Consider the following 19882-nt stretch of genomic DNA (forward strand, 5'->3'; position numbering starts at 1 on the left):
TGAAATTTTTGAAATTGTAGAAACCGATGATGCCTGTCCGTTTTTGTGTTCAAAAGGTTTATAGTTGTGGAGTTGAAATGGAAAAAAAGTTGAGAAAAAAGTGGAAACAGACATTTTGAAATATTTTTTAGCGGAAAAATTCACAATGGTGTTGAGTGTTGAATGTTTTCCGTGTTGAAATGATCTCCGACAGCATTGGTGGGTAAAGCATGAGAACTGGTTTATTTACAGAAAATTTCACAGCGAAACATTCAAAAATGTTTTTAACACAGTGTTGAAAACTCTGTTGAATGAGCAGCTTTCAACTTTTTTAACGTTGACTCAGACCTTGCTCTTGTCCTTGATATTCTTGATGATATCGTTTACGAGATTTTTGAGGTTAGAGTCCTTTTCCATAGACTCATTAACGCTTGTTACCGAGTAAACTATGGTAGAATGATCTCTTCCGCCGAACTCTGTTCCTATGGAAGCAAGGGGCATCTGAGTTATCTCACGTACAACATAGATAGCTACCTTACGGGCTGTGGAGATCTGTGCCGAACGCTTGCTTGAACGGAGATCATCGGGAGATACGCCGTAAACTGTGGATACCTCTGATATTATCTTCTCAACAGTGATCGGGATAGGCTGCTCGTCTGCAAGCACGTCGCGCATAACGCTCTGAGCCATAGAGATAGTTATTGGGCTGCCTGCAAAGTGGTTGAGAGCCTTGAGACGTACTACTGCGCCTTCCAGCTGACGTATATTTGATTTGAGGCGGTTTGCCATGAATTCAGCAACTTCGCAGGGCATTTTGAGCTCTAAAAGCTCGGATTTTCTGTTTATGATAGCAAGTCTTGTTTCATAATCAGGGGATGATATATCTGCGATAAGACCGCCTTCAAAACGGGTGCGGAGACGCTCTTCAAGGGTGAGCAGCTCCTTCGGCGGCTTATCCGATGTGATGACGATCTGTTTGCCCTCCTGATGGAGCTTGTAGAAGGTGTGGAAGAATTCCTCCTGCATACGCTCTCTGCCTGAGAAGAACTGTATATCATCTATGAGAAGTATATCAGCATTTCTGTATTTATCATGGAAATCGGAGATATTGCTCTTGTTGAGAGCGCTTACCAGATCGCTTCCGAAGGTCTCGCTGGTAACATAGACGATATTGAAATCGGGATGATTCTTTCTTACCTCATTGGCGATAGCTGTGATAAGGTGAGTCTTTCCCATTCCGGAAGGACCGTATATGAACAGCGGGTTATAGTCCGGAACAGCCTTTGAGCCGCAGTTCTTTGCTACTGATTTACTGCAGGCAAGGGCAAATTCGTTTGAACGTCCCTCGATGAAGGTATCGAAGGTATAATCGTAATTGGCAAATTTGTAGGACTGTTCGAGCTCTGCGTGCTTCTGCTCAAGCTCTGCGTCTGTGGGGACCTTTATCTTCTCGGGTTCATCGGATTCAACATTGATGGTTATATCAACATTGAGGCCGACAACGTTGAAGAATGCGTCCTTGAGGGCATTGGCATATGAGTTCATTACAATATTTTTCTGGAAATCGGTCTGTACGCTGAATATTGCGTCAGAACCTTTGAAGTCTATTGGGACAAGGGGATCTATCCATGTTTTGATGCCTATTTCCGGTATTGTTCCGTTTTCGAGGCAATAGCTCTTTACCTTTTCGAAAACCTCGTAAAATGAATTCATAGTAACCTCCGAATGTATGTAAGTATAGTTGGAGAAAAAAAAGACCGTACTCTCCTATTAATAATATATAAGACAATTATATCATAACTGTTGAAAAAATGCAAGGGAATTTCAATGTAAAAGAAATAGAAAATGAAGCTTCTTTCCACACGTAAATTGACATATTGTTGAAAACTGTGTTGAAACACCTTAAAATATGTACCGTGAACCATGTGAAAACCGCATTTTTCGGCTTTTAAAATGTTGAAAACGAGTGGTTGATAAGAATTTTACACATAGTTTTTAAATGATTCAACATAGATCTGTCCGCACAGGACAGAGATAAGGAAAATAGCTGTAATCGGACAAAGTGTTGAAATTTAAAGGCTCATCGTTTAGAATATATTGTCAAAAAGACAGAAAATTATCTTCCCGATAAAAAAATTTCCCGAATTACTTGACACAGAGATCTTTTTAATATATAATGATTTAGTGTAATGCGGGGCGAAGTGTCCCTGCACGTAAATCGCGTCAGTCAGAGCGTTTCATCACGCTCTTGTATACAATCGGAAGAGAGGAGGACACTGAATATGAAAAGAACATATCAGCCTAAGAAGCTCCACAGAAAGAAGGAGCACGGCTTTATGAAGAGAATGGCTACCAAGAACGGCAGAAAGGTTTTAGCTCGTAGAAGATCTAAGGGCAGAGCAAGATTAACTCACTGACGAGGCTGACCACAAAATCTTTATTTTGTGGTCTTTTTTGTTAGGACGGCTATGCAGGTGCGATTATGCTATATACGGAAATACTGAACGATAATAAGGACTTTCTCGCCTTATATAAAAAGGGCAGATATTCTGCTTCAAAATACTCGGTCATATACGTCAGACCAAACGGCAGGCCCTTCAACCGCCTCGGGATCACCGCAGGCAAAAAGGTAGGTAATGCCGTGTGCCGCAACAGAGCTAAAAGACTCATACGTCTTGCTTACCGCAATGCGGAGGTGAAGCTCCCTGTGGGCATGGATATAGTAATAGTGGCAAGGACTGCCATATGCAGCATAAAATCACAGGAATACTGCGGTTATATGGATAAGTACGGAGTGAATGAGATCAATAAGATGTTCAGAAGCTTCGAAAACGGCAGAAAACGTGTATGAAATATCTGGTTCTCGGACTGATAAAGTTCTATCGGAAGATCATATCTCCGCTGTTTCCCCCTAAATGCAAGTATTACCCTACTTGCAGCACTTATGCTCTGGAAGCTGTCAGGCGCTTCGGCGCTGTCAGGGGCTCGGCTCTGGCTGTGTGGAGGATACTCCGCTGCAATCCATGGTCAATGGGCGGTATAGACCCCGTCCCCGAAAAGTTCACCTTCAGGGTGAAAAAGTACAACTTCATAGATCCTGATTACAGTGAAGATGAAGGCAACAAAAAGATTTAAGAGGGATGAATATTGAACGCACTTTATGATATTATCGGTGTGCCCTTCGGCTACCTGATGAGACTTATTTATTCGTTATGCAATAACTATGCCGTAGCTATAATTCTGTTTACGGTAATTACGAAGATACTCCTCTTCCCTGTCAGCTATAAGACACAGAAGAGCGCAGCAAGAATGCAGCTTCTCAATCCGAAGCTGGAAAAACTCAAGAAAAGTTTCGCCAATAACCCCCAGAGACTTCAGGAGGAACAGCAGAAGCTGTATCAGCAGGAAGGCGTCAACCCCATGGGCTCATGTCTCCCCATGTTCATACAGATGTTCCTGCTCTTCGGAGTTATCGACGTTATCTATAAGCCAATAACCCATATCCTTAATATATCCAAGGACGTTATAAAGGATGCTGTTGCTATCGCAGGCGCAGATATTAAAAATCTCGATATGAGAAATCTGAGATGCGAGCTCCTTACTATGGAGCATCTGAGAGATCACGGCGACAAGTACGCTTCTCTCGGCGAGAACTTCCTTTCAAAGGTATCCGAATTCGGTGAAAAGTTTACTATATTCGGCGCTAACCTTGGCAAAAGCCCTACGCTCCATCCCGAGTCATGGACAAAGGAGTATATCATACTCGCTGCTATCCCGATACTTGCAGGTCTTTCACAGATGCTGGTATCAGTATACAGCCAGATCCACCAGAAGAGAACAAATGCCGCTTCACAGACACCCGGCGGCTGTATGACTGTAATGACATTCGGCTTCCCTCTTCTTTCGGTATGGTTCGCTTTCCAGGTGCCTGCAGGTGTAGGCTTCTACTGGATATGGTCATCTGTATTCACATTCCTTATAACTTTTGCGCTTAACTGCTACTTTACTCCCGAGCGCATAAAGGAGATAAATGAAAAGGAAAAAGAAAAAGCAAGAATTTATGCAGAAAAACATCCGAATAAGAAATCATTCATGCAGAAAATGATGGAGCAGCAGGCTGCTCTCGATCAGCAGAACGGCGGTTCTTCGGCTTCAGGCAAGTCAAAGGGAATCTCACGCTCAGAACAGAGCAAACAGAACCGCGATAAACTCAAGGAAGCAAGAAGACGCATGGCTGAGAAATACGGTGATTCTTACGACGATGATAATGATGATGAGGATTAAATCCTCAGGGAGGTAAAAAGTATGACTGAAATTTTCACAGCAAGATCCGTTGAAGAGGCTAAGGATTTAGCCGCAAAGAAATTCGGAAAGAAGATCAGCGAGATCAGATTCGAGATCATCGACGAAGGTAAGAAAGGTCTTTTCGGACTCGGAGCCAAGGAAGCAAAGGTAAAGGCGACCATTGCAGATCAGGGTTCCGCAGCTGCTCAGAGCACAGCTCCCAAGACTACTGCCCCTGCACCCAAGGATGAACCTGTAACTAAGACAGCTTCAGAGGAAAAGCCCGTTGTTACTATCGAAACAAAGGCTGAGCCCGTAAAGGCTGCCGAGCCTGTAAAGACAGAAGCTCAGGAGTCACCTGCCGAGAATGTGGCAGAGGATATGGAGGAGGAGGCTTATTCCCTCGATAACTTTACCCTCATCGAGGACGAGGCTCTTATCAATCCCAAGGTAAAGCTTGCAAAGGATTATATCACAAGTATTCTCAGAGCTATGGACGTTGACGCAGAGTTCGTTGTATACCAGAACGAAACAGGCGCTGTCATCAATATCGAAAGCAACAACAACGGTACTATCATCGGCAGACGCGGCGAGACTCTCGACGCTATACAGTATCTCTGTTCAATTATTGCAAATAAGGGCGATAAGGACTACTACAGGATCACTATCGACTGCCTCGGTTACAGAAGCAAGAGAAAAGAAACTCTTGAACAGCTTGCAGCAAAGGTTGCAAAGTCGGTTCTCAGAACAGGCAGATCACAGCCCCTTGAGCCAATGAACCCATATGAGAGAAGAGTTATCCATTCTGCTATTTCTGCTATTGACGGCGTTTCTTCACGTTCAGTAGGTGAAGAGCCCTACAGAAAGATAATCATTTCTTCCAATAACCCCAGAAGAGGCGGCGGAAGACGCGATAATCGTCGTGACGGCGGCAGAAGAAACGACAGAAGAAACAACGGCGGCGAGAGAAGAAACCGCGACAGAGAGGTAAATATGGAGCGCAGAAGCGTGGATCTCTCAACAAGCTTTGAAAAAGACTACAAGAGACCAAAGCCCGAGGACAGCATTGAGGGTGGCCTCTACGGAAAGATCGAACTTTAATATCTTAAACAACGGCGTTATGCCGTTGTTTTTTTAGGAGTGATAAAATGTCAACGATAGCTGCTGTTTCAACTCCGAATGCAATGGGCGGCATCGCAGTGATACGTATCTCGGGCGAGAATGCCCTGAGTATTGCAGATAAGGTGTTCTCCCCTTACGGCGATAAAAAAGTATTGGATATGGCAGGCTATACCTGCGCCTATGGTATCGCCCATGACGGCGAGGAACGACTTGACGATTGCATACTCACGGTTTTCAGAGCTCCTCACAGCTATACAGGCGAGGACATTGCGGAGATATCCTGCCACGGAGGTCTTTATGTGAGCAGGAAGGTGCTGCGTGCAGTGCTGAAAAACGGCGCTGTGAATGCCGAGGGAGGAGAATTTACGAAGAGGGCTTACCTCAACGGAAAGCTTGATCTTACACAGGCTGAGGCTGTTATGGATATAATCTCCGCCAAGGGAGAGCGGGAGCTGAGAATGGCTGAAAATCTCCGTGAGGGAGCTGCCTTTAAAAAGGCTGATGTCTGCTCAAAGAAGCTTCTGAAGATACTCGGCGACCTTGCAGCTTGGGCGGATTACCCCGAGGAGGATATTCCAGAGGTGCGTCCCGAGAATATAAAAAGCGAGCTTACAGAGGTTCGTGATGAGCTGAGGTCACTTATCAGAAACTATGACAGCGGTAGGATACTCCGTGAGGGCGTTGCAACTGCTATTATCGGACGTCCAAATGTGGGCAAGTCAACTTTGTTCAACTGTCTCAGCGGCTGCGAAAGAAGTATTGTTACCGAGATAGCGGGAACTACCCGTGACGTTATCGAGGAAACTGTGCGCGTGGGTGATATTACTCTCAGGCTTTCAGATACGGCAGGTATACACGATACCGATGATGTTATTGAAGGTATCGGTGTGGAAATGGCTGAAAAGATGATAGAATCATCTGAGCTCATTATTGCTGTTTTTGACGGAAGCTGTACGCTCACCGAGGACGATGTACAATTAATTAACAAAATTAACACTGATAAAGTTATTGCTGTCATAAATAAAAATGATGTGGAACAGCTGATAGATACTTCCCTGCTGACTAATAAAATCAAACACATCGTATATTTATCAGCCAAAGAAAATACTGGAGTTGATGACCTCCATAGACATATTGAAGAAATTTTCAGACTGAATGAAGCTGATTTTGATACGGCAACCGCTGCAAACGAGCGTCAGAAAAAGTGCATAGATAATGCTCTTGAAGGTATTGAAAGTGCTATTTCATCACTTGAAATCGGTGAAATGCTTGACGCTGTTAATGTTCTTATTGATGATGCCGAACAGTCACTTCTTCAGCTTACAGGTCAAAAAATCACAGAAGCTGTTGTTGACGAAGTTTTTTCACGTTTCTGTGTTGGAAAATAATGTTTCACGTGAAACATACAAGGAGGGATATTTTTGACATATAAAATGGGAGAATTCGACGTTGCGGTTGTTGGCGCCGGTCATGCAGGTGTGGAAGCTGCACTTTCCTCTGCAAGACTGGGCTGCAAGACCGTAATGTTTACAATATCACTTGATCAGATAGCAAATATGCCCTGCAATCCGTCTATCGGTGGAACGGCAAAGGGCCATCTTGTACGTGAGATTGACGCTCTGGGCGGTGAAATGGGCAAAGCTGCCGATAAATGCTTCATTCAGAGCCGTATGCTCAATCGCGGAAAAGGACCTGCGGTTCACAGTCTTAGGGTTCAGGCTGATCGTGTCCGCTACCATGAATATATGAAGCAAGTATGTGAAAATCAGAAAAATCTGCTTGTGAAACAGGCAGAGATCTCTGATATTATTGTCGAAGATAATAAAATTGTCGGCGTGAGAACTTCACTTGGAGCTGAATATACAGTAAAAGCAGTCATTATTGCAACAGGAACATATCTGAAAGGTAAGATCCACATAGGAGAAGTTTCATATGAAAGTGGTCCTGATGCTGCACTTCCGAGCAAATTATTATCAAAAAGTCTTATTGAAAACGGCGTGGAAATCAGAAGGTTCAAGACAGGAACTCCATGCCGTGTTAATAAAAGAAGTATTAATTTTGATATAATGGAAAGACAGGACGGAGACGAAAAAATCGTTCCGTTTTCATTTGAAACAGACTCGGAGCACCTTGAGAATAAAGTAAGCTGCTACGTTACATATACAAACAGTAAAACTCATGAGGTGATACTTTCCAACCTTGACAGATCCCCTCTTTACTCAGGCAGAATAGAGGGAGTCGGCCCAAGATACTGTCCTTCGATTGAGGACAAGATCGTAAGATTTTCTGATAAACCAAGACATCAGCTTTTTGTTGAGCCTATGGGACTTTCAACTGAGGAATACTATTTGCAGGGAATGTCGTCATCATTGCCTGAGGATGTTCAGCTGGCATTTCTAAGGACAATAGACGGACTGGAAGACGTAGAGATCATGAGACCTGCATATGCCATAGAGTATGACTGCTGCAACCCTAATCAGCTGCTTCCGACACTTGAATTCAAGGCTGTAAGCGGACTTTACGGTGCAGGACAGTTTAACGGAAGCTCAGGATATGAGGAAGCTGGCGCACAAGGAATAGTTGCAGGCATTAATGCTGCACTGAAAATAAAGAACAAGGAGCCCATGATACTTGACCGTGCAAGCTCCTATATTGGTACTCTTGTGGACGATCTCGTGACTAAAGGATGCTCCGATCCATATCGTATGATGACCTCAAGAAGCGAATACCGTCTTATTCTTAGGCAGGATAATGCGGATCAGCGATTGACTCCAATCGGCTATAAACTGGGACTAATCTCCCATGAACGCTACGAAAGGCTCCTTGAAAAAGAGCGTTTGACAGCTGAAGAGATCGAGCGTATTTCAAAGCTTAATGTCTCACCTACCGCCGAACTAAATGAATTTCTTGAAAACTGCGGCACTTCCCCACTTTCATCAGGCTGCAAAATGTCTGATCTGGTAAGACGTCCTCAGGTTAATTATAACGATCTTGCGCAGTTTGATGATGATCGTCCCGAGCTTCCATGGGAAGTCTGCGAGCAGGTTGAACTTCAGATTAAATATGAAGGTTATATTGAAAAACAGCTTGTTCAGATCGAACAGATGAGAAAAATGGAGTCAAAAAAGCTTCCTCCTGATTTGGATTATAGCCTTATTTACGGGCTTCGGCTTGAAGCTGTGGAGAAGCTTAATAAGATAAAGCCTCTTTCAATAGGACAGGCGTCACGTATCTCGGGGGTTTCTCCTGCGGATGTTTCTATGCTTGCTGTATGGCTTATGCATGAGAAAGGAGAGTAAGATGCTGCCTGATTTTGAATTATGTTGCTCTGATTTTCACAGTGCAGGACTTATTCTTACGAGAGAGCTTTATGGGAAGCTTGAAAAATATGCAGAGTTTCTTGTGAATTATAATGAAAAAGTCAATCTCACTGCAATTACAGAACCTGTTGAAGTGCTCAGAAAACATTTTATTGACAGTATCATAATGTCGCAGCAAGTTGATATTCCGGAAAATTCAGCGATTATTGATGTCGGAACCGGTGCGGGCTTCCCTTCTGTTCCTTTGAAGCTTTACAGACCTGATATCAGGCTGACACTTCTTGATAGTCTTAACAAGCGTATAGATTTTCTCAGACAGCTTTGTGATATACTTGAGATAGAGGCCGAATTCATTCACGGCCGGGCTGAGGATGTTTCAAAAATGCCTGAATACAGGGAAAAATATGATTTTTCATGTGCTCGCGCAGTTGCAAATATGGCACTTCTAAGCGAACTTTGCATACCTTTTGTAAGGGTTGGAGGTTCATTCATTGCTATGAAGGGTCCAAACGAAGACATAAGTCTCGGCGAAAATGCTGTGCACATACTTGGCGGAACTCTTGCTTCAGTTGTGGAATATGATCTTTTCGATGAAAAGAGACGTATTGTCAATGTAAAGAAAATATCGCAGACTCCGTCAAAATACCCGCGCAATAGCAGTCAGATCAAGAAAAAAACTCTTTGATGCTGTGATTATATGTCGCTTTAACAGCCGTTTTCTCGAAAAACGGCTGTTTTTTTATGTGGCAAATATTTCCCGATGATGTTAGAATTATCTTAACGAACATCATTGGAGGTTTTTATATGGCAGGTTTTCTCAATTTTACAAAGGAAAAGCTTATAAATAAGGTCGTAGAGATCGGAATTGACGAAATAATACCTAATCCTTACCAACCAAGGCAGGATTTTTGCGAGGATATTACGGCTCTTGCTGAGTCAATTGCTCAGAATGGTATTCTTCAGCCTCTTTCTGTAAGGAAAAAGAATGGTCAGTATGAGCTTATAGCAGGGGAGAGGCGTCTTCGTGCGGCTAAGATGTGCGGTATGAGCTTTGTTCCGTGTATCGTTCACGATGTCAGTGACCGACACTCGGCAGTTCTTGCGCTTGTAGAAAATATTCAGAGGCAGGATCTTTCTTTTTTTGAGGAAGCTGCTGCTATCGAGAAGCTCATTTCTCATTATGGTATGACACAGGAGGACGCTGCCGCAAAGCTTGGACGCGCTCAGAGCACCATTGCAAATAAGCTCAGACTGCTGAGGCTTACAGATAAAGAAAAGGAGCTTATAATTAATTACAGTCTCACAGAACGCCATGCAAGAGCTCTTCTGAGACTTGGCAGTGCCGAGGATAGGATATTTATTCTCAGTAAGATTATCAAGAACAATCTCAACGTTGAACGTTCCGAAAAGCTTATTGACGAGTTTATCGGAAGTGCCCGCAACAAAGCAAGCCTGAAAAAGCGTTCACTTGTTTTTCAGAATGTGAAAATGTTTGTCAATACCATTAATAAGGCTGTAGAGACCATGCAGGCTGCTGGAATATCCGCAGATTCGCGTAAAATACAGAATGAGGACTATATAGAGTACCGTGTGCGAATCCCTATTATGAAGAAAAACTGATACTTATTTGTTTCACATGAAACATTTTTGTTGTTTCATGTGATTTTTTATACCCTGAAAAATGTTTCACATGAAACATTTTCAAAAAAATATCCTTTTCTTATTTACAATAGGCTTAAATAGTGCTATAATATTATAAGTAAATCTTGAAAGGAAGATAATATGGGCAAGATAATCGCAGTTGCCAACCAGAAGGGCGGCGTCGGAAAGTCAACAACTGTAATAAATATTGCGGCATATCTCGGTTCAAGGGGCTTTAAGGTGCTTTGTATCGATTCTGATTCCCAGGGCAATACAACTACGGGCTTTGGTATAAAGAAAAAATCCGTAAGCGCCTCTGCTTATGATGTTATTATGGGGAAGACTCGTATCCAGGAAGCAATTATAGAAACAGAGTTCATCAATGTGTCTATTGTACCGGGTACTGAGGCTCTCGCAGGATGCGAGCTTGAGCTTGCACAGAACGATAACAGGGTAAACAGACTGAAAATGCAGCTCCTGACCTGTAAGGACGACTATGATTATATTCTTATTGATTGTCCTCCTGCACTGGGTACTATTACTATCAACGGTATAGTTGCCTGCGACAGTATCATTGTTCCTATGCTGGCTGAGTTCTATGCCCTTGAGGGACTTTCTCAGCTTGTAAATACCATTAAAATAGTTAAAAATAATTATAATCCTGCTCTTCAGATAGAGGGGATATTATTTACTATGTTCGACGGACGTCTTAACGTTGCAAACGACGTTGTGGCGGAGGTTGAGAAATACTTCCCCGATAAGGTATTCAAAACAAAGGTTCCGAGAAACGTTCGTATCTCAGAAGCGCCCAGCCACGGAAAGCCCGTAATGTATTACGACAAGGCTTCAAAGGGTGCTGAGTCCTACGAGCTTGTATGCCATGAGATACTTGACGAACCATTGGAACTCCCGAAGAAGAAAAAGATCTTCTCTTTCAAGAAAAACAGGAAAGGAAAACGTTCGTCTTGACGAATGAGGATAAAATATGGCAAAAGGTGGTTTAGGTGCAGGTCTTGACACATTGCTCAGCGATAATAATTTCGATGTGCAGGTAAAAAAGACTCTCCGCACCGCTGAAATAGAGCCGAACCGCGATCAGCCACGTAAGGCGTTCAGCGATGAGGCAATAACTGCTCTTGCGGATTCTATTCGTGAGCATGGTATGCTCCAGCCTATTGTTGTCAGACCAATAGACACCGGCGGCTACCAGATAGTGGCAGGGGAGAGAAGATGGCGTGCAGCAAGAATGCTGGGACTTGACGAGGTGCCTGTCAATATCCGTGAACTTACTGATCTCGAGACCATGCAGATAGCTATTATCGAGAATCTCCAGCGTGAAAATCTCAATCCCGTTGAAGAAGCCGCAGGTTACAATGAGCTTATCGAGAAATTCGGCATGACTCAGGAAAAGGTTGCAAAGATGGTGGGACGTTCCCGTTCTGCTGTTGCCAATTCGGTAAGACTTCTTTCGCTTCCCGACAGAGTGCTGAAAATGCTTGAAAACGGAGACATCTCCGCAGGCCATGCAAGAGCGCTTCTGGGCTTTGAAAACGAGGAAATGCTTATTGCAACGGCTCTCAGAGCTGCTGACGGAGGACTTACGGTACGTCAGGTGGAAAAGGCTGCGCAGAAGTCTGCCGAGCATCAGGAAGAAGCTACTGTGAATGCTTCAAACAAAAAAATCGACAACTATTTCAAGGAAATGGAGCTCTCGTTGAATGAGCGCCTCGGCAGAAAGGTCAAGGTGGACTACGGCAAAAATAAGGGAGCACTGATACTTGAATTTTATGATAAAAACGATCTTGCAGCACTTGCTGAAAAGCTCGCTAAAGAAGACTAAGGAGAATAGATATGATAGACATTAAGCTTATAAGAATAAACCCCGAGCTGGTTAAGGAGAACATCAAGAAGAAGTTCCAGGACGAAAAGCTGGAGCTCGTTGATAAGGTAGTTGAGCTGGACAAGAAGTACAGAGAGACCAAGACAGAGTGCGACAGCCTTCGTAATGTCCGCAAGGTAAGAAGTAAAGAGATCGGCGGCTACATGGCTAAGGGCATGAAGGACGAGGCCGAGAAGGCAAAAGCAGAAGTAACAGAGCTCGGCGATAAGCTCGCTGCTATGGAAGAGCTTGAAACAAAGCTTGAGGGAGAGATCAAGGAGATAATGATGGTGATCCCGAACATTATCGACGACAGTGTTCCGATAGGAAAGGACGACACCGAGAACGTTGAGGTCGAGAAATTCGGCGAACCTGCTGTTCCTGATTTTGAAGTACCTTACCACGTTGATATCATGGAAAAGGTCAACGGTATCGACATCGACAGTGCAAGAAGCACCAGCGGAAACGGTTTCTATTACCTCAAGGGAGACATCGCTCAGCTCCAGAGCTGCATACTTTCCTATGCAAGAGATTTCATGATCGACAAGGGCTTTACATATTATATTCCGCCCTTTATGATAAGAAGCGCAGTCGTTACAGGCGTTATGAGCTTTGACGATATGGCTAACATGATGTATAAGATTGAGGGCGAGGATCTCTACCTCATCGGTACCTCCGAGCACTCTATGATAGGCAAGTTCATTGACACTATCCTTCCCGAGACTGATCTTCCCCAGACTCTTACAAGCTATTCGCCTTGCTTCCGTAAGGAGGTCGGCTCCAAGGGTATCGAGGAGCGCGGCGTTTACCGTATACACCAGTTTGAGAAGCAGGAAATGGTCGTAGTATGTAAGCCCGAGGAGTCCATGGACTGGTTCCACAAGCTTTACAGCTATACAGTTGAGTTCTTCCGCACACTGGATATACCTGTACGTACACTTGAATGCTGCTCGGGAGACCTTGCAGACCTGAAGGTAAAGTCTATAGACGTTGAAGCTTGGTCACCCCGTCAGAAGAAGTATTTCGAGGTAGGAAGCTGTTCTAACCTGGGCGACGCACAGGCAAGACGTCTTGGCATCAGAGTAAAGACAGAGGACGGAAATAAATACTTCCCCCATACTCTTAACAATACAGTTGTTGCTCCTCCGAGAATGCTCATTGCATTCGTTGAGAATAACCTCAACGAGGACGGTTCTATCCGTATACCAAAGGCTCTCCAGCCTTATATGCGCAAGGAGCTTATCAAGGTACCCGAAAAGAAATAATATGAAACGCTTTATAAGAATCGCAATTTTTATACCAACTTTGATACTGACCGCTTCGATCGGGATATTTACAGCTTTGTATTTCTTTTATCCCAGTCATACTCTCAGAGTCGGCGGTCTGATAGCGTTTGCAGATTCAAATCTGATAATAAGAATGTCAGATGATGATTTTTTTGAACTGGCTAAAGGCAGGAGCTATGATGAGCTTGTATCGGAATTAGGCAAGCCCAGCGGAACTGTCGGTTCAGGCATAGTCAGATATTACTGGCGTATCGGAGAAAACAAATACGGCGTTGTAACTTACTGTGGCAGCAAAACGGTTGGAATCCCTGAGATATGGACAGGCGAACAAAGCAAGATAAAAATTGAATTCTGACAGAAAGGACGGTTTATACCGTCCTTTTTATGTAGGGCGGATATTGTCCGCCCGCAAGCCGCAATTAATTGCGGTCAATATGCTCGTCTCCCCACTTTGCTGCCGTGCAGAGACATATGGCAAAGACTCCGACCGTTCCGCCGAACATACTTCCCAGAACAAAACCAAGCATGATATCATCCTTTCTTTTTATTGCATATTAATCTGCGCAGGGTCTTTCGCTTTAATATTATAATGAGCATTTTTCAGCTCCTTTAATCATTCTGTCCGCATTATTTCTGCGGACTTTTTTATTATTTTTCACTTTGAAAATGAATATACAGCTGAAAAATGCTAATAGTAATTCTGTACAAATGAAGCCATGAAACAGCCCCTCCCCCGCTGCAAAACGCCCGGAAGAGGGACTCCCCTGCCGGAGAATATGGCTGTTTTACGTTGCAGCCTGTACGGCGGTCACGTGACTTGTGATTTTATCTTAACAAAATACGGGAGCCTGAGGCAGTAAAAAAACTACAAGAAAAAAGTTTTTATTTGTTGCAAATGCCACTTTTCAAGGGTAATATTTATGTGTTATAATAAACCTGTAATGCACAGGAAAACTGTGCTTATAAACAAGAAAAGAGGTAATCTGCAATGAATAAAATAACAAATGATATCTACTATATCGGAGTCAACGATCACGATCTCGACCTCTTTGAGGGACAGTACGATGTGCCCAACGGCATGGCATATAATTCATATATCATATCAGATGAGAAAACAGCAGTATGTGATACTGTTGACGGAAACTTCACTGACCAGTGGCTGGATAATATCACAGAAGTGCTGGCAGACCGCAAGCCCGACTATATAATAGTACACCACATGGAGCCCGATCACTCCGCCAACCTGAAAAGCTTCCTTGAGAAGTATCCCGAGACAACTGTTGTGGGAAATGCAAAGACCTTCGGCATGATAGAGAATTTCTTCGAGGATCTCACTATCGCAAACAAGCTCGAGGTAAAGGATGGGGATAAGCTCAGTCTCGGCAAGCATGAGCTCACATTCGTATTTGCTCCTATGGTACACTGGCCTGAGGTAATGCTCTCATACGACAGCACTGACAAGGTGCTTTTTTCCGCAGATGCTTTCGGAAAGTTCGGTGCTCTGGACGTTGAGGAGGACTGGGCTTGCGAAGCTCGCCGCTATTATTTCGGTATCGTAGGAAAGTACGGTATGCAGGTTCAGAATGTTCTCAAAAAGGCAGCTGATCTTGATATAAAGATCATATGCGCACTTCACGGACCTGTCCTCAGAGAGAATCTTGATTACTATCTCGGCCTTTACAATACATGGTCAAGCTACGGTGTTGAGTCCGAGGGCGTATTCATTGCCTATACATCAGTATACGGCAATACAAAGAAGGCAGCAGAGCTTCTCAAGGAAAAGCTTGAAGCAAAGGGCTGTCCCAAGGTCGCTATCGCAGACCTTGCAAGAGAGGATATGGCCGAGTCCGTTGAGGACGCCTTCCGCTACGGCAAGCTGGTCATCGCCACAACTACCTACAATGCTGATATATTCCCGTTTATGAAGCACTTCATTCTTGACCTTACCGAGAGGAACTACCAGAACAAGACCATCGGTATAATCGAGAACGGAAGCTGGGCTCCCACAGCCGCAAAGGTAGTAAAGGGAATGTTCGAGAAGTCAAAGAATATCACATTCACAGATACCACAGTATCGATAAAGTCGGCTGTAAAGACTGCTAATATTGCTGAGATAGAGGCTCTTGCAGACGAGCTGATGAAATAAAAACCATAAGGAGGGACTGAATATGAAAGTTACGCTCAATCCCGACAAAGAAGTAGTTGACAGAATAAAAGAGGGACTTAAACTGAAGGATGGCTACTGTCCGTGCAGGCTGGCAAAGACTCCGGAGAATAAGTGTATGTGCAAGGAGTTCCGCGACCAGATAGCAGATCCGAATTTTGAGGGCTTCTGTCACTGTATGCTTTATTATAAATCACTGGAAGACTGAGCATTCTTATGATGATAAGCAAAGTTGATAAAGATACAGCTCTTGCGCGGCAGCTCCTGGAATTCGTTGAGAATTGCTCATGGTATGAGGTAAAGGATCACATCGCTGATATGCTCAGATTGTGGGAGTTCACAGACTGGGAGTGTATGTTTGCCGCCTTGGAGGACGGAAAAATAGTGGGTATGGTTTCCGTAATGAAGACGGACTATTATCCGCTTCCGGAAATATATCCGTGGATATCCTGTATCTTTGTCACAGAGAGTGCAAGAGGACGCCGCATAAGCGGACAGCTCATAGATCATGCCAACGGGTATGCAAAAGAGCTGGGCTTTACAAAGACATATATACCGACAGAATACACGGGACTTTACGAGCATTACGGGTACAGATATATCCGTGATATAGTGAATTACGGTGGCGGGACAGACCGCCTTTACGTCAAAGAGCTTGAATAACAGATTAAAAGGAGGTCTATTATGAACGAAGTTATTATAACAAAGGAAAACTTTGATGAGGAGATACGCAATTATAAGGGTATGCCCGTTCTTATTGATTTCTGGGCAAGCTGGTGCGGTCCGTGTATGATGCTTGCACCTATAGTCGAGGAGATAGCAGACGAGTACGACGGCAGGGTAAAGGTATGCAAGGTCAATGTAGATGAGGAGCCGGAGCTTGCAGCAGCTTTCAGAGTTGAGAGCATACCGCTTCTGGTAGTCGTAAAGGACGGTGCTATTGTAAATCAGGCTGTAGGACTTCGTCCCAAGGAATCGATCATTGAAATGTTAGGACTTTGATAAACAAGGCTCACCGATACTCTCGGTGAGCTTTTGCTTATTGGTATGGGAACAGGATAAAGGCGTTCTAAAGGGATGTGTGTACCTTTTGGAATACCTTTATTGCACTTTTTTTATTTTTCTGAAATTTTTTTTGAAAAAATGCACGGAAGATCTCTTCTGTGTTGTTTATATTTATGAAGCGACGCTTCAGACAGAAAGGAGGAATTACAATGAATGACAGTTCAGCGCTGTACGCATTTAACAGATTCGGCGATACAGTCCTGCGAACAGCCTTTGCTATGACAGGAAGCTATCAGGACGCAGAGGATATCACACAGGAAGTGTTTTTAACACTCCATTCAAAGCCGCAGGAATTTGACACCGAAGAGCATATGAAGGCCTGGCTTATAAGATCGGCGATCAACCGTTGTAAAAACTATTTTAAAAGTGCTCGTGTAAGGAATAATTCTCCCCTTGATGAAGAACTTGCGAATACACTTTCCTGTGAATTCACACCGAGAGATAACGAGATAAGGGAGAAAATAAAAAAACTTCCGGAAAAATATTCGTCAGTAATATTCCTGTACTATTTTGAGGAGTACAGTATAAAGGAAATAGGGGAGATACTCGGCAAGAATGAAAATACGGTGAGCTCGATCTTGCAGCGCGGCAGACGAAAGCTTAAAACAGAACTGGAAAAGGAGGGATACATATATGAGACCTAATGAGTATAACGATCTTCTCGGCAAAATAAAATGCAGTGATGAATTCCGCAGCCGTATGCGTGAAAAGCTCAGTGCAGAGCCTGCTGAGACAAAGGATTATGAGGAAAGCGTAAGCGGTACAGAGGTTATTACCGCAAAGCACAATTGGAGCAGGATAGCAGCTATCGCAGCAGCCTTCGTTCTTCTTGGCGGAGCTGTCGGCGGAGGTGTCTACCATTTTTCAAAGGTAAGGGAAGATCAGATCATAGAAGAAGCAGGCGATTCTGTATACGACAAGATAAGAGCGATAAAAGAGTATTCGGATATGAACGAGTACCTATGGAATTTCTCGGCAGGCCCTACTATGCTTGTGGGAAAGGCAAATGACCACAAGGAAGAGCTTTTCAAATATCTTGAAGAGCATGATGATAAGGAAAAGACCGAAAAAATAAATGTATCATACAGAAGCGTGCGTTTTTCGTTCGTTTATAAAGACAAGGAATATAACCTGGAAGTCTATGAAAACGGATACGGTTATTGCAGCGAATCACAGAAGGGTTCGGGAAATGATCTCAAGGAAGAGAAATATTATTTCGGAGTGCATATCTTTGAATATCTTTTTGATATGGTTATGGAAAAAGCAGACAGCGATGTGGCTGAGGCTATGAGCAAGGTATCCGAAAACGAACTGGAAGGCTTCATAGACACCGAGTTTCTTGAGAGTGATGATGATTCCGCATTATTCACGGACAGCCTGATGAAGGATTCCAATTTTGGCAATAAAGAGTATACCGTTACAGATAAAAACAGAATAGCAGACTTTATAAAGAGCTGTGAATGGATAAAGATAAAAGAAAGTGAATTTGATAATAAAAACTGCTATCTTATGGGTATAGCAGTATCCGAGAGCGGCTGTATGAAGAATTACGGCGAAAGCCCCTACGGAAATTACAAGCTCAAAGATGAGTTGAATGCTGAGAAGCTCAGGTCTGTCATCGAGTCGTGTATTGAACTTAAAAGTGAAAACAGCGGCTTATTGGTTGAGGATATAAGCACTATGCTGAGTGGTATTTCCGATGATGCGGCTGTAATGAGCTGGGACGGCGTTAATGGAATTCCCCAGGGAAAACTCAATTATAATACAGTGCTGCGTTACTACCATGTATCAGATACGGAAGGCTTTATAAAGGAAATGTCTGATCTGGAATGGGTAACCTGCGATATGTCGGAATATGAGGAAAAAACCATAGAGGATAAGGAAAAGAATACCACAGTCGGATGCTTTTCAATAGGAAACGACTTATCTGTAAGCAGAAACGGTTATCTGGGATATTCAAGAAATTACTGTAAATTAAAGAATATAAGCGATATAGATAAGCTTACGGATATTTTTGAAAAGCACTTCATTATGAATGAGCGCTCAAAGCTTGCAGACAAAATAGAACGCGGCATAGACAATTATCAGAATCTTGAAGCGAATTTTACCTATAAGAAGAATTTCGAAAGTTCACCCGCTTCAAATGTGAGCCTTGAAGGCCATCTCACAAGAGATGTAAAGAATGAATATATGTATATGACCGGTCAGGGTAATTTCATTTCAAAGGATGTTAACATAGAGATCGTACTGAATGGCGAAAATAAATCCGCATACAAAACTGCCGAAATGTCAACAGGTGCAACAGACCTTGCCTACGACTACCATTACAGCAGTGTTATGATACCTATGCCTGCCTGCCATTATACCTATCTGTGCAAGGACATCGAGAAAGCTCTTACTCCTATGTACAACAATAATAATCAGGACGACCTTGACGTAAGGGATATTAACGGAAATACCGAGTATCACTGGATAAGTACGGACTATAGTTCAGCAAATGCGGAGTATACAATAGTTCTCACAAAGGGCGGACAGCTTCTTTCATATGAGAAAAAGGAATACAGCGATATCTATGAGAGCTTCAGTCTCACTGATTATGTATTTGATTCCAATAACTTCAATGGAGTCAATGTTGCTTCCATATATGAAGGCATAAAGTCCGAGAGCAGAAGAATGCAGGAAGGCTCTGAAGATACTTTGCTGTATCCCGAGCTCTCAAACAAGTTTGAAGCAATGGATGTAACGGTTTATTCGGGAAGTGCTGCAAAAAGCGTGAACCCGAAGGATATATACGACCTGTTCCCGATCATCGATAAAGAGAGCACAGATGACAGCTCATGGCTGATGCACGGTTCGAACTTCAAGAAAAATTCAAAGCACGGAGAACGCATGATGGATGGCTATATCACAGTAGTATTCAACAGTGATGAACATGAGTTCGTTATGTATATCCCCGAAAGCAGCAATGCAGAGTGGGGAGAGAACGCGGTTATGCTGGAGGATCACTTCGGCACAGCTGACGAATGCTTTGACAGTCATTACAGATACTATACAAAGGACGAGATCAGCAGACTTGTATCAGTTGTAAAAACAGCAATTAACGGTGAGCAGTGAGAAATACTGATGTTGTTTTATTGAAGAC

At 43.4% G+C, this 19882-nt stretch carries 21 protein-coding genes; 19 read left to right on the forward strand and 2 right to left on the reverse strand.

The annotated features are described in order from the left end of the window. Positions 1–321: 321 nt before the first annotated feature. Positions 322–1692 (reverse strand): chromosomal replication initiator protein DnaA, encoded by a 1371-nt coding sequence (gene dnaA / locus RF007C_RS12810; protein WP_019679756.1) that lies wholly within the window; start codon positions 1690–1692, stop codon positions 322–324. A gap of 569 nt (positions 1693–2261) precedes the next feature. Between dnaA and rpmH the strand changes: the two genes are divergently transcribed. The 13 genes from rpmH (at position 2262) to RF007C_RS12875 (ending at position 13866) form a co-directional block, all read left to right on the forward strand. Continuing rightward, on the forward strand, positions 2262–2396 hold the full coding sequence (gene rpmH, locus RF007C_RS12815) for a 50S ribosomal protein L34 (RefSeq protein WP_009986162.1): 135 nt from the start codon (positions 2262–2264) through the stop codon (positions 2394–2396). A 65-nt stretch (positions 2397–2461) separates the two neighbouring features. Beyond that, the gene (gene rnpA / locus RF007C_RS12820; protein ID WP_037300322.1) at positions 2462–2830 is read left to right on the forward strand and encodes a ribonuclease P protein component; all 369 of its coding nucleotides are present in this window, start codon (positions 2462–2464) and stop codon (positions 2828–2830) included. Beyond that, positions 2827–3114 (forward strand): membrane protein insertion efficiency factor YidD, encoded by a 288-nt coding sequence (yidD, locus tag RF007C_RS12825; RefSeq protein ID WP_037300325.1) that lies wholly within the window; start codon positions 2827–2829, stop codon positions 3112–3114. Before rnpA ends, yidD begins: the two co-directional genes overlap by 4 nt. Positions 3115–3126: 12 nt before the next feature. Next, complete coding sequence (locus RF007C_RS12830) at positions 3127–4263, forward strand: YidC/Oxa1 family membrane protein insertase (protein ID WP_019679753.1); 1137 nt, start codon at positions 3127–3129, stop codon at positions 4261–4263. Between the two features lie 21 nt (positions 4264–4284). Then, entirely contained in the window at positions 4285–5364 is a 1080-nt protein-coding gene (jag, locus tag RF007C_RS12835) for an RNA-binding cell elongation regulator Jag/EloR (RefSeq protein WP_037300328.1), read from the forward strand. Positions 5365–5411: 47 nt separating this feature from the next. After that, on the forward strand, positions 5412–6773 hold the full coding sequence (gene mnmE / locus RF007C_RS12840) for a tRNA uridine-5-carboxymethylaminomethyl(34) synthesis GTPase MnmE (protein WP_037300330.1): 1362 nt from the start codon (positions 5412–5414) through the stop codon (positions 6771–6773). A 33-nt stretch (positions 6774–6806) separates the two neighbouring features. Next, complete coding sequence (gene mnmG, locus RF007C_RS12845) at positions 6807–8684, forward strand: tRNA uridine-5-carboxymethylaminomethyl(34) synthesis enzyme MnmG (RefSeq protein ID WP_037300340.1); 1878 nt, start codon at positions 6807–6809, stop codon at positions 8682–8684. Between the two features lies 1 nt (position 8685). After that, a complete protein-coding gene (rsmG, locus tag RF007C_RS12850) occupies positions 8686–9390 on the forward strand; it encodes a 16S rRNA (guanine(527)-N(7))-methyltransferase RsmG (RefSeq protein WP_037300342.1) in 705 nt (234 codons plus the stop codon). 119 nt (positions 9391–9509) lie between these two features. Further along, positions 9510–10325, forward strand: coding sequence for a ParB/RepB/Spo0J family partition protein (locus RF007C_RS12855; protein WP_037300344.1), 816 nt, complete (start codon positions 9510–9512; stop codon positions 10323–10325). Between the two features lie 162 nt (positions 10326–10487). Next, the gene (locus RF007C_RS12860) at positions 10488–11315 is read left to right on the forward strand and encodes a ParA family protein (RefSeq protein WP_037300347.1); all 828 of its coding nucleotides are present in this window, start codon (positions 10488–10490) and stop codon (positions 11313–11315) included. A gap of 16 nt (positions 11316–11331) precedes the next feature. After that, positions 11332–12186 (forward strand): ParB/RepB/Spo0J family partition protein, encoded by an 855-nt coding sequence (locus tag RF007C_RS12865; protein ID WP_019679746.1) that lies wholly within the window; start codon positions 11332–11334, stop codon positions 12184–12186. 11 nt (positions 12187–12197) lie between these two features. Next, entirely contained in the window at positions 12198–13490 is a 1293-nt protein-coding gene (gene serS / locus RF007C_RS12870) for a serine--tRNA ligase (RefSeq protein ID WP_037300350.1), read from the forward strand. Between the two features lie 76 nt (positions 13491–13566). Then, the gene (locus RF007C_RS12875) at positions 13567–13866 is read left to right on the forward strand and encodes a hypothetical protein (RefSeq protein ID WP_152537170.1); all 300 of its coding nucleotides are present in this window, start codon (positions 13567–13569) and stop codon (positions 13864–13866) included. Positions 13867–13930: 64 nt separating this feature from the next. Here the strand turns inward: RF007C_RS12875 and RF007C_RS17025 are convergent, their stop codons facing one another. After that, positions 13931–14038 carry a DUF3789 domain-containing protein gene (locus RF007C_RS17025; protein WP_019679743.1) on the reverse strand — a complete coding sequence of 36 codons (108 nt, stop codon included), beginning with the start codon at positions 14036–14038 and terminating at the stop codon, positions 13931–13933. A gap of 461 nt (positions 14039–14499) precedes the next feature. Here RF007C_RS17025 and RF007C_RS12880 point away from each other — a divergent pair, with 461 nt between their 5' ends. The 6 genes from RF007C_RS12880 to RF007C_RS12905 all read left to right on the forward strand — a co-directional run bounded on the left by RF007C_RS12880 (position 14500) and on the right by RF007C_RS12905 (position 19854). Beyond that, a complete protein-coding gene (locus RF007C_RS12880) occupies positions 14500–15657 on the forward strand; it encodes an FprA family A-type flavoprotein (RefSeq protein WP_037300355.1) in 1158 nt (385 codons plus the stop codon). 22 nt (positions 15658–15679) lie between these two features. Beyond that, positions 15680–15883 (forward strand): ferredoxin-thioredoxin reductase catalytic domain-containing protein, encoded by a 204-nt coding sequence (locus tag RF007C_RS12885; RefSeq protein WP_019679741.1) that lies wholly within the window; start codon positions 15680–15682, stop codon positions 15881–15883. Positions 15884–15891: 8 nt separating this feature from the next. Beyond that, positions 15892–16338 carry a GNAT family N-acetyltransferase gene (locus RF007C_RS12890; protein WP_037300356.1) on the forward strand — a complete coding sequence of 149 codons (447 nt, stop codon included), beginning with the start codon at positions 15892–15894 and terminating at the stop codon, positions 16336–16338. A 21-nt stretch (positions 16339–16359) separates the two neighbouring features. Then, a complete protein-coding gene (gene trxA / locus RF007C_RS12895; protein ID WP_019679739.1) occupies positions 16360–16677 on the forward strand; it encodes a thioredoxin in 318 nt (105 codons plus the stop codon). A 212-nt stretch (positions 16678–16889) separates the two neighbouring features. After that, a complete protein-coding gene (locus RF007C_RS12900; RefSeq protein WP_051456664.1) occupies positions 16890–17384 on the forward strand; it encodes an RNA polymerase sigma factor in 495 nt (164 codons plus the stop codon). Further along, positions 17374–19854 carry a hypothetical protein gene (locus RF007C_RS12905; RefSeq protein WP_037300358.1) on the forward strand — a complete coding sequence of 827 codons (2481 nt, stop codon included), beginning with the start codon at positions 17374–17376 and terminating at the stop codon, positions 19852–19854. Before RF007C_RS12900 ends, RF007C_RS12905 begins: the two co-directional genes overlap by 11 nt. Positions 19855–19882 lie beyond the last annotated feature (28 nt).

Origin of the sequence: Ruminococcus flavefaciens 007c (assembly GCF_000571935.1) — a bacterium.
Taxonomy (GTDB): Bacteria; Bacillota; Clostridia; order Oscillospirales; family Ruminococcaceae; genus Ruminococcus; species Ruminococcus flavefaciens_F.